Origin of the sequence: Tolypothrix tenuis PCC 7101 (genome assembly GCF_963874875.1) — a bacterium.
GTDB lineage: Bacteria > Cyanobacteriota > Cyanobacteriia > Cyanobacteriales > Nostocaceae > Aulosira > Aulosira tenue.
Window position 1 is genome coordinate 7,270,769 of the sequence record NZ_CAWNJS010000001.1, and the last position, 11,741, is coordinate 7,282,509.

General features: G+C 43.3%; 7 protein-coding genes. 6 read left to right on the top strand and 1 reads right to left on the bottom strand.

What is annotated here, in order from left to right; all coding sequences use genetic code 11:
- Positions 1-381: 381 nt before the first annotated feature.
- Entirely contained in the window at positions 382-1,290 is a 909-nt protein-coding gene (locus AACU25_RS28675; RefSeq protein WP_045868176.1) for a polysaccharide deacetylase family protein, read from the top strand.
- Between the two features lie 258 nt (positions 1,291-1,548).
- On the opposite strand, the gene gltB is transcribed toward AACU25_RS28675, so the two are convergent.
- The gene (gene gltB, locus AACU25_RS28680) at positions 1,549-6,243 is read right to left on the bottom strand and encodes a glutamate synthase large subunit (RefSeq protein WP_096581503.1); all 4,695 of its coding nucleotides are present in this window, start codon (positions 6,241-6,243) and stop codon (positions 1,549-1,551) included.
- A 762-nt stretch (positions 6,244-7,005) separates the two neighbouring features.
- Between gltB and AACU25_RS28685 the strand changes: the two genes are divergently transcribed.
- From AACU25_RS28685 to rpsG, 5 genes are all read left to right on the top strand, one after another.
- On the top strand, positions 7,006-8,991 hold the full coding sequence (locus tag AACU25_RS28685) for a phosphodiester glycosidase family protein (RefSeq protein ID WP_190445801.1): 1,986 nt from the start codon (positions 7,006-7,008) through the stop codon (positions 8,989-8,991).
- 332 nt (positions 8,992-9,323) lie between these two features.
- Positions 9,324-9,752, top strand: coding sequence for a phosphomannose isomerase type II C-terminal cupin domain (locus AACU25_RS28690; RefSeq protein WP_096581505.1), 429 nt, complete (start codon positions 9,324-9,326; stop codon positions 9,750-9,752).
- Between the two features lie 250 nt (positions 9,753-10,002).
- Positions 10,003-10,350: an iron-sulfur cluster assembly accessory protein gene (locus AACU25_RS28695; RefSeq protein WP_096581507.1), complete on the top strand. Its 348-nt coding sequence runs from the start codon at positions 10,003-10,005 to the stop codon at positions 10,348-10,350.
- Between the two features lie 124 nt (positions 10,351-10,474).
- Positions 10,475-10,858: a 30S ribosomal protein S12 gene (gene rpsL / locus AACU25_RS28700; protein ID WP_012410236.1), complete on the top strand. Its 384-nt coding sequence runs from the start codon at positions 10,475-10,477 to the stop codon at positions 10,856-10,858.
- Positions 10,859-11,243: 385 nt separating this feature from the next.
- Positions 11,244-11,714, top strand: coding sequence for a 30S ribosomal protein S7 (gene rpsG, locus AACU25_RS28705; RefSeq protein WP_045868171.1), 471 nt, complete (start codon positions 11,244-11,246; stop codon positions 11,712-11,714).
- Positions 11,715-11,741: the final 27 nt, after the last annotated feature.

Below are 11,741 nucleotides of genomic sequence, written 5' to 3' on the forward strand. Positions count from 1 at the left end.
CTCATAAGACAATGTAGCTGAGTCAAATCAGTAATCCTGCTAGCATAAACCTTATAAAAGTGCAGTCAATCATCGGATTGTACTGTTTCTTAGATTTAACTATTGATATTTACAAGTGCAAATCCCAATCTTTGCGGTTTTGGGCTTGGGCATTCCACACTACCAAATACCCTATAGATAGGTTCTCATAAAGCCAGATTATCTGGGTTTCAGTGAAGCTTGTTATATCTATATGACCGATTGATAAATTATCTGTTAATCTTGATTCAAATTTCAGGATTACCAGTAGTTATATTTGTATCTAAGTATCTAGAGAAAATGTGTTATAACTTACCGTCAGGTACTTAACTGATGGTTCGTCCCTTGAAGGAGCTATATTAAGTGGAAAACAGTAAGTCGTTTTTTTGGCCACAAGGAATATTGATTGCATTAGTTGGCTTAGTTGGGACTTTCAGTCTGGGCTTGATGATGCTTGTCAAACCAAATGCTTCTGATGCTCAAGGTCAGCCTAGTATAAGTGAAACTACTATATCTGCTCAAGCAGGAACTCAACAGCGGATAGAAAGTTTAAAGGCGACAATGCTGACAAGCTGGCAACAACAAGCCCAAGCTAAGGGTATGGCTTATCCTTTACCAGCAAGTGTTGTAGGGGCGACCATCAAAGCAGCAAAACTCACTCAAGGACAAAAAGTCATTGCACTGACTTTTGATGACGGCCCTTGGCCTGAGAGTACTGCACAAGTATTAGATATTCTCAAAAAAAATGATATCAAAGCAACGTTTTTTGTCGTAGGACAGAATGTCAAGAATTTTCCCGACATTTTAAAGCGGGTAGCAGCGGAAGGTCATACTGTTGCTAACCATACGTGGCATCACTGGTATCATTTTATGAATGCACAAACAGCTGCTTATGAAGTTGACAACACAACAGACATAATTTTTAAAACGACGGGTGTAAAAACAAATCTGTTTAGACCACCAGGAGGCATGATGCATAATGGCGTAGCTAATTATGCGAAGAATAGTAAGTATGCAGTTATTATGTGGTCTTCAGACTCTATGGACTACTCCCGTCCAAGTGTGCCACGGTTAATCAATAATGTTTTTAGGGAAGCAAAACCAGGCGGAATCGTGTTGATGCATGATGGTGGTGGCAATCGTTCCCAAACAGTAGAAGCTTTACCAACTATTATTGCCAGATTTAAGAAAGAAGGTTACAGTTTTGTGACTATTCCAGAACTTTTAGAAATGCAAGATAAAGACCAAAAGTTAATTGCCAATAAAAAGTAAGAGTTAATTACTAATAATTTACTATTTAAGTTAACTGAATAGTTAAACTACCCCACCTTAGCTTTAGGTATTGGCGTTAGCCTTTCAAAGCTTAGGTGGGGTTTTGTTATGACCTATGAAAAAGGGCATGGGGCATAGGGCATGGGAAATATAGATTTTCATGCTTGAAAAAAAAGAGGGCGGGCTTTTCGGCCCACCCCACAAGAAGAAGTTAGATTTTGATGATGTTAGGAAATCCCTAACAATTCAACTCAAATACTAAACTGTACTCAACTGTTTTATTTGGGGATTTGCTTCCGCACTATCAGCTTCTGAAGGTGGAACTAATTGCCAGAATTTAGGTAAGAATTCTTGCCAGTTTTGCAGAATTAACTTCGCTTTTGGTGAACCAGTGCGATCGCAATGGGTTTGAATTAATTCTTGCAGTTGTTTCTCCCCGGCTTCTGTGACTATTCGCTGAATTTTGACAATATCCTTATTGACTAATTCCGGGAAAGAACCATCTTCATCCAAGAAGTAAGCTAATCCGCCAGTCATCCCCGCAGCGACGTTGCGTCCGACTTTACCCAGGACGACAATCACACCACCAGTCATATATTCACAGCAGTGATCGCCTGCGCCTTCAATGACTGCTAAACCTTTGGAGTTACGTACAGCAAAGCGTTCTCCCGCTAAACCGTTGGCAAATAGCACCCCACCAGTAGCACCGTAGAGGCAGGTATTGCCGACAATCACGTTTTGTGCAGGGTTATAAGTAGCATTAGCGGGAGGTTTGATGATGATTTCACCACCATGCATTCCTTTACCGACATAATCGTTAGCTTCTCCTTCTAGGCGGAGAATCATTCCGGGGAGGTTGAAGGCTCCAAAACTTTGCCCTACACTACCTTGGAAGTTGAGATGAATTTGTCCTGCGAAGCCACTATCGCCATATTCAGAAGCGATCGCACCTGCTAACCTCGCACCGACTGTTCTATCGGTGTTCACGATTTTCACGGTTTTAGCGATGGTAGATTGGTGGCGAATTGCCGCTTTAATATCTGGATCGGCCAGCAATTCATCATCGACAACCGGGCCGTTGCTGTGAACTTCTTCATGCACTAACCAGCTACGGTCATGTTTGGTATCTGGTAACTGCAGTAAGCAGTTGAGGTTGAGTGATTGGGTTTTGGCGAGTTTGATATCCTCGCGCTGTTTGAGCAAATCTGCGCGTCCAATTACTTCCGATAGCGAACGGTAGCCTAGTTTCGCCAACAGACTCCGCACTTCTTCTGCAATAAAGTAGAAGAAGTTAACCACGTGTTCTGGCATACCGGAGAACCGCTTGCGAAGTTCTTCTTTTTGGGAAGCAACACCGACAGGACAGTTATTGGTATGGCAAATCCGCGCCATAATACAGCCTTCAGCAATCATAGCGATGGAACCAAAGCCAAATTCTTCGCCACCCATCAATGCACCGATTAGCACATCCCAGCCACTCTTGAGACCGCCATCTACACGCAAAATGACGCGATCGCGCAGGCTATTTTGCATCAGGACGCGATGCACTTCACTTAATCCCAGTTCCCACGGTGAACCTGCGTGTTTAATCGAACTTAGCGGTGAGGCACCTGTACCGCCGTCATGTCCAGAGATTTGGATGATATCAGCGTTAGCTTTCGCTACCCCAGCCGCAATGGTACCAATACCAATTTCTGCCACTAATTTCACAGATACCTGTGCTTTCGGGTTAATTTGATGCAGGTCAAAAATTAGCTGGGCGAGGTCTTCAATGGAATAGATGTCATGGTGTGGTGGTGGGGAAATTAATGTGACACCAGGCTTGGAACGCCGCAACATCGCAATGTAAGGACTGACTTTCGGCCCTGGTAATTGTCCGCCTTCCCCAGGCTTGGCACCTTGAGCAATTTTAATTTCAATTTGTTTGGCGCTAGCTAAGTAACCAGGTGTGACACCAAATCTGCCCGATGCAACTTGCTTAATGGCGCTGGAAGCGGTGTCACCATTCCGCAACCCTTTTAAATGAGGCAGAGTAGCTGATTGGCCAGATTCATCAACATCATCTAAAACTTTGTAGCGGACTGGATCTTCGCCACCTTCCCCAGAGTTGGATTTACCGCCAATCCGGTTCATGGCGATCGCTAAAGTTTCGTGGGCTTCTCTGGACAACGCACCTAAAGACATCCCACCTGTGCAGAAGCGTTTGACAATCTCGCTAATTGATTCGACTTCTTCTAAAGGAATGGAAGCGCGATCGCTTTGGAAATCTAACAAGTCGCGCAAGGCGGTGACTGGGCGATTTTGCAGGTGTTGTTTGTAAACTTCGTAGTGGTCGTATTGCTTGCCATCTACAGCTTTATGCAATGCTTTAGCTAGTTCGGGGCTATTCATGTGGTATTCGCCACCACGACGGTACTGCACAAAGCCCAAGTTTTCTAACTTCTTAATTGTGAGTTCGGGGAAAGCTTTGTGATGGAAGGAGAGAATTTCCTGGGCTAACTCGCTGACAGTCAACCCACCAATGCGGGAAGCTGTGCCTTTAAATCCTAGTGCTAATAAATCTGCACCAATCCCAATAGCTTCAAATATTTGCGCTGCTTGATAGCTAGAAAGCAGCGAAATTCCCATTTTTGAGAGAATTTTCAGCAATCCAGAGGCGATGGCTTTGCGATAATTAGCGATCGCTTGGTCTAGGGTAATGCTAGCAATTTGACCACGAGCCATAAACTGTTGGGTTTTCGGATCGCCCCACCAATCGCGCACAGTATCTAAAGCCATATAAGGACAAACTGCACCAGCACCATAGCCAATCAAACAGCCAAAGTGATGCGTACTCCAACATTGAGCAGTATCAACAATCAGGGATGCTTTCATCCGCAACCCTTCACGGATCAGGTGATGGTGTACTGCACCTACAGCCAACAATGGTGGAATATAGCTATATTCGGTTCCTAGAGGAGAGCGATCGCTCAATATCAAAATCTTCGCACCCGCGCGCACCGATTCCGCAGCTTTGGCTTGTAAAGCCTCGACTGCTGCTTTTAAGCCTTCTGGCCCTGCGGCAATTTCAAATAAAGTTGACAATTGAGCAGTTGTAAAGCCAGAGAGTTTAATTGCTTCTAATTCTGCTTCGGTCAGGACTGGCGAATCCAGTTTGATTCTCTTAGCATATTCTGGCTTGACTTCTAATAAGTTACCCCGTTCGCCTAGTTCGACCTTCAGAGACATAACTAGCTTTTCTCTGAGGGGGTCAATAGCTGGGTTGGTGACTTGAGCAAAGCGCTGTTTGAAATAGTCATACAGCAAGTGGGGTTTTTCGGACAGCACTGCTAAGGGAATATCATCACCCATACAGAAAGTTGGCTCTGAACCTTGCATAGCCATTGGCTGAATCACCATTTCCACATCTTCTGTGGTGTAACCAAAGGCTACTTGATGTTGCAGCAAGGTTTGTCTGTCAATTTTTTCTGTGGGTATGTGTCCGTTGTTAGTTGCAGCATACCCGTTGCTGTTGGTTGCGCCATTGCCATTACCATTGCTGGCTGCAGAATTATCAGCTACCAACGATTTCAGGTCTTGGCGATACTTTTGCAACCATTCCCCATAGGGGTGTTGCTTCGCAATCCGCTGTTTAATCTCCCAATTTTTCAGCACTTCATTGGTAGTTAAATCCACGGCAATCATTTGCCCTGGGCCCAGTCTACCTTTTTCCACGATGTTAGCTTCTGGTAAGTCTACTACACCAGCTTCGGAAGCGACGACAATGTAGTCGTCTTTGGTGATTGCATAGCGAGCTGGTCTGAGACCGTTACGATCTAATGTGGCACCAACTTTTTGCCCATCACTAAATACTAAAAGTGCTGGCCCGTCCCAAGCTTCTTGCAAGCCGCTGTAGTACTCGTAGAAATCGGTAATCTCAGGATAATTCTGTAATGAAGGCTGATTTTGGTAAGCTTCTGGAACCAGCATCATCAAGCCTTCTAAGGGACTGCGTCCAGAACGCACCAATAGTTCTAAGACGTTATCTAAAGTGGCAGAGTCGCTATTGTCAATATGAACTAAGGGCTTGAATTCCTCAATGCGATCGCCCCAAACTGGATGCGCTAAACTCGCTTCTCGCGCCATCATCCAGTTAATATTACCCAACAAAGTATTGATTTCACCGTTATGTCCCAACAACCGCATTGGTTGCGCTAAGGGCCACTTGGGCATAGTGTTGGTGCTAAATCGGCGGTGATAAACAGCAAAGGCACTTTTGTAAGCTGGATTTTTTAAATCGAGATAAAACTCTCCCAACACTGCGGAACGCACCATGCCTTTATAAACAATTGTCCGGCTCGACAGCGAGCAAACATAAAAGTCATCGGAAATACTTTTCGCGGCTTTAAAAATGCGACGACGGGTAATATAAAGTGCCCTTTCTAGTTCTTCGCCACTTTTGTTGGCAGCAGCTAGAAAAATCTGCTCAATTTGAGGTTGATTTTCTTTTGCTTGTATCCCTAATGAATCAGGTTGTACTGGAACTACGCGCCAGCCCAATACAGCGAATTTTTCCTCAGCCGCAATTTCCTCAACCATTGCTCGGGATTTGGCGGCTGCTTGGGGGTCTTGGGGTAAAAAGATCATCCCCACAGCCAAATTGCCTGTAGATGAAGATTCTATCCCCCTTTGGATATACTCTTGCTGGAACAACTCCCAAGGTATAGCGGTCAATATACCTGCACCATCCCCGGAATCTTGATCGGCACTACAACCACCCCGATGTTCTAAGCAAGTTAAGGCTGTTAAGGCTTTGGCAATAATTTCGTGGCTCGCAGAATTTTGGCGATGGGCAATGAATCCCACACCACAGGCATCTCTTTCCTCAACTAACCACCTTTGACCCTGATAACTATCTTTTTCCGTATCTGCAAATGACATGTTCTGCACTTGATTCCTTGGTGTATTATTCATAGCCTAATCCTGAAATGCTGAGTTACTAATTTTGCCGCCGCCAATGAGAAAATTTCTAAGATTTAGCAGTGGAGAATATAAACATTCACCGAAATTTAGGGAAAAAAAATTTTAACTTCGGTCAGTTGTTGTTGTTCTCCCGTGTTAAAATAATCGCGTTATTTTTTTATGTGTTTATGCTGAGTTAGACAAATTACTTTTGCCCTAAATGTCTTTATATTTATATCCTGCGTGAAGCTAAGTAGTTTCTCAATTCTTGCTTTTCCAGATGATGGCTATTTTTCAAGTAAAGCTAGTAATAGCTCACCTGAAACGAAAATCAATCTGATCGCTTCACTAAATTTTGTTGCCGAAATTACCTGATTGCGGTAACAAAATCAGCCTATTACACTATATGCCCATTTGACAATTCCTAAATATTTCCGTTGTTATCTAGATTTTGGTTAATTATCGATTGCCACTTGCGTTACTACTAGCTATACCTCACTTAAGTAGCAACAGTAGCAAACATCGGTGAGGAGGGAATATTTTAATCCAGCGCTAATCTCTAAAACTACCGTTTTAGACTACTGGAAGTGCCAGTTAAAACACTTAATTGCAGTGGTTGTTTAGTCAAAAATGCCCTTTTGTGTCTGCAAGAGACAACAAGCCATCATATATATTATCACGTTTTTTCAAAGCTTTGATCGTTATTGTTTTAGATTTCTGCATCATCAGTCAACATCAATTTTGGGTGATAGCTTTCACAAGTACCAGCAAATCATGTTAAAAATGCCGCATAATTATCGACACAAATGCCATACTGCTGTGTCTAAAAGAAGTCATAGCAGGTTGGTTTTGGCTCCGATTTCGCCAATAATCGCTACAGCGCTGTGTTTATATACTACCAGTGTTACAAGGGCCCAACAGTTACCCCCAACAAATATTTCCACACCATCAATCAAGCCCCAGTCTACTCAAGCTCCCTTTTCTAGAGTAATCGCCTCTGGCAATCAAATATTGCTCAATGGTCGTACTTTATCAGGAGCTTGGTTGCAGCGACCAGGAACTGGCGATCAACTGACAACTCATCTGAGTGATGGCGTACTTAGGCAATTAATTGGCGTAGATTTGTTGAGCAGCAACAATCCAGCTAGACAACCCATAAATTGGTTTTCGTCTAGTACAGCACCATTAATTTTAGATGCTTGGTTGCAAAGAGGATATCGTTATTTAGATATTACTAATTTTGCTCAAACAGCCGGATGGCAGATACAAGCCAATGGCAACATTTTAGCAATTTCTACACCTGCTGCGAATGTCACAGAAATCTCACAAAATCAAGAAAGTTTTGGCGATCGCGTCATTATCAATTTAGACAGACCAACTCCTTGGCAAGTTACACAAGAATTACCAGCTAAAAGTCCGCAAGATCCTGACACGGCAACAGCTAAAGCTCCTAAAATTCCTCATAGAATCTGGAAAATTACTATCGATGGCATTGCTGATCCAGCTTTAATCCAAAGGTATACTCCCTTACCACCAGCACCAATACCAAATCTGCTCAAACAATTATTACCCACCCCTACATCAGAAGCATTGATCAAGCAAGTAGAAGTAGCGAACAACCAAACGGTAATTAGTTTGAGCATTCCATTTGGATTGTCTCCCCGAATTAATACTGTTACTAATCCCAACCGCTTAATTATCGAAGTTCGACCCGATGCTTTAGTAGAAAAGAATATTACTTGGGCTAGGGGATTGAACTGGCGGCAGCAGTTAGTTAATTTAGGCACAGAACGCTTTCCAGTTGTTTGGTTAGAAATTAATCCCCGTGCTTTTGGGCTAACGCTCAAACCTATTCGCGGTAATGTTAATGGTGCGGTAGGGACTGCACCGTTAATGCAAATGGCACCTAAATTCTCAGCAGCAGCAGCAATTAATGGTGGTTATTTTAACCGCAATAATCGCTTACCTTTAGGTGCTATTCGCCAAAATGGTCAGTGGATATCAGGCCCGATATTAAACCGAGGTGCGATCGCTTGGAATGACTCCGGCGAATTTTATTTTGATCGCCTCACCTTACAGGAAACTTTAATTGCTCCCAATAATTTGCGATCGCCAATTCTGTTTGTTAATAGTGCTTATGTTCAGAGTGGTGTTGCTCGTTATACGCCAACGTGGGGTCAAACCTACACTCCCCTCACAGATAACGAAATCATCTTGACTGTTCAGAAAGACCAAGTTACCAATCAATTACCAGGTGGTAAAGCTGGGCAAACTAACTTTCCTATTCCTCCAGATGGCTATCTTGTAACTTTACGAGGTAATGCTGTGAATACTGCTGCTCAACTACCCGTTGGTAGCGCAGTTAGTATTACAAGTGGCACAGTTCCTAATGAATTTAATCGTTATGCCAATATCATCGGTGCGGGGCCACTACTAATCAAAAACCGTCAAATTGTCCTCGATGCTAAGAGCGAAAAATTCAGTGATGCTTTTATTGCCGAAAAAGCCATTCGTAGTGCTATTTGCACAAATGCCACAGGTAGTTTGATGATTGCTGCTGTACATAACCGTGCTGGCGGCCCTGGCCCTACCTTAGCGGAACACGCAAGGCTAATGCAACTTCTAGGTTGTGTAGATGCACTCAATTTAGATGGTGGTAGTTCTACCAGTCTCTACTTAGGAGGGCAATTAATTGATCGTTCTCCAAGTACTGCTGCACGTGTCCACAACGGCATAGGTATTTTCTTGGAACAAAAGTGATTTAGGGCATGGGGCATGGGGCATGGGGCATGGGGCATGGGGCATTGTTATTGATTATTTCTTATTTCTGCCAATTACCGATTACCAATTACCAATTACCCAATCCTCAATCCCTTCATAAAGTTAAGAAAAAGCTGCCCTTGTGTTTGATGAAGAATTGGTATAGACGCTGTAGTTTTAGTGTCAGTCTTTTACATCCTCAAGATTGCTTTTGTTATCGTTGGCAAGGTGCGACAAGATTCTCGATTTTCGCAACTGCACGGTAACGCCAGAATTCTCATCAATGGTTCCTAGAGTACAGACGGTTTGTTATGTCTTTAAATGAGGTAACTATGGTTCAAATTTCAGAAACAACACAAACTAACACTCTGCCCTTACCTCCAGCGATCACTTCCAGAGGCGTTGCAGCAACTGAATTACGCCCTTGGGGTTCTTTTACAGTTTTAGAAGAGGGGCGGGGATATAAAATTAAACGCATTGAAGTAAAGCCTGGACATCGCCTCAGCCTGCAAATGCATCATCACCGTAGCGAACACTGGATTGTTGTGTCTGGTACAGCTAGGGTAGTTTGTGGTGATAAAGAAGTTTTGTTAAGCAATAATCAGTCTACTTATGTACCTCAATGTACAGCCCACCGCCTAGAAAATCCTGGCGTAATTCCCTTAGTGCTGATTGAAGTACAGAATGGTGAATACTTAGGTGAAGACGATATTATCCGCTATCAAGATGATTATGCCCGCACTGGCGATCAAAGCCGTTAAAATGCGATCGCTCATTTAGCCTTATTTTTGCCTTATAAGTTTTCTATACTCATCCCACCTTCTATGCGGTGGGATTTTTTATGATTTGGTGTTTGGTAATTGGTAATGGGTAATGGGTAATTGGTAACGGAAATTTCTCCTCTGCTTCCTCATCTCCCTAATCCCCAATCCCCAATCCCTAATCCCCAATCCCCAATCCCCATTCTGTAATACTGTAAATATGGAGTTGGAAATTTGTACAATAAATTCCATGATGCAATTGAGTCCAGCTGCTGCTAGTGAAATTAAGCGATTAAAGTTGAAGCAGCCGCAAAACGTTTTATTCCGTTTAGCAATTAAACCTGGAGGTTGTTCTGGGTGGTTTTATGATGTGTCTTTTGATGAGACAGTAAAGGTTGGCGATCGCGTATTTGACCTGAATGGCATCCAATTAGTTGTAGATGCAGATAGTTTAAAATACGTTGATGCATTAACAGTTGATTATTCAGAAGATCTGATGGGTGGTGGCTTTCGCTTCCAAAATCCCCAAGCAAGTTCTATTTGTGGCTGTGGTAATTCTTTTAACTTGAATCAAGATTCATTGGGCAATCATCAGTAGTAAAAACCACTATTCCTGAGCAACTGACCCAAATCACAAATAATAATTGACATGAAACCTTGAAAAAAGTTATAATTAGGATTTGTTAAAACTTAGACACTAAGCAGCTTACGCGCTGTAACTCATGCCAACAATACAGCAGCTCATCCGTAATGAACGCGAACAAGCGCGTCAGAAAACCAAATCTCCGGCTCTGAAGCAATGCCCACAACGTCGGGGTGTTTGTACCAGAGTATACACAACTACGCCTAAAAAGCCTAACTCAGCACTGCGGAAAGTGGCAAGAGTCAGGCTGACTTCTGGATTTGAAGTAACAGCTTACATTCCAGGTATTGGCCACAACTTGCAAGAACACTCAGTTGTGATGATTCGTGGCGGTCGGGTTAAAGACCTTCCTGGCGTGAGATACCACATCATTCGTGGAACTTTAGATACAGCGGGAGTCAAAGACCGTAAACAAGGCCGTTCCAAGTATGGAACCAAACGTCCCAAAGAAGCGAAAAAATAGGGAATAGGCGGTTAATCGCATGAATCACGATTAATCGTCTAGCCTAGAATAGCTGAGGGAGAAAAAACTGGCATTTGCGATCGCAGCATTAGTTATAGTTCTTGTGTCTGTATCAACAAATCAAGTCCTGCACTAAGCGAGCAAGTGTAGGATATTTTGATCCAAATCGTATTTGAGTGACAGCAACGCTTTAATCTAGATATTAAGGTTTATTAATGTTGTCCCCTTGTTTGTCTGATAGCAGGTAACAAGTAAAGTTAAGTTTGCCTGGCTGCATCTGTAAGATGAAAAAATGAGGAAGTTGGAGCGGCGTTTCCTACCGCTTTTAGTTTCCGGTGTCTGATAGCATATAATTTCGTTGCCAAAACCGAATTAAGGGTGAAGTATGTCACGTCGTGGTGTTAGTCAAAGGCGACCAGTTCCGCCTGACTCAGTTTATAATAGCCGCCTAGTTAGCATGATCATGCGGCGAGTAATGCGTCATGGTAAAAAATCACTGGCGGCACGCATTGTTTATGATGCACTCAAAACTATCGAGGAACGCACTGGTAATCCTGCTCTAGAGACCTTTGAAAGAGCAGTGCGGAATGCAACGCCTCTAGTAGAAGTAAAAGCTCGCCGAGTTGGTGGAGCAACTTACCAAGTACCAATGGAAGTGCGTTCAGAACGGGGTACTACCCTAGCGCTACGTTGGCTGGTACAATTTTCTCGTTCTAGAGCCGGACGGACAATGGCAGGCAAATTAGCTAATGAGCTAATGGATGCTGCTAATGAAACCGGCAATGCCATTCGTAAGCGGGAAGAAACACACCGCATGGCAGAAGCCAACAAAGCCTTTGCTCACTATCGTTACTAAGTCGAGAAGCGGTATATCGTGCATTAA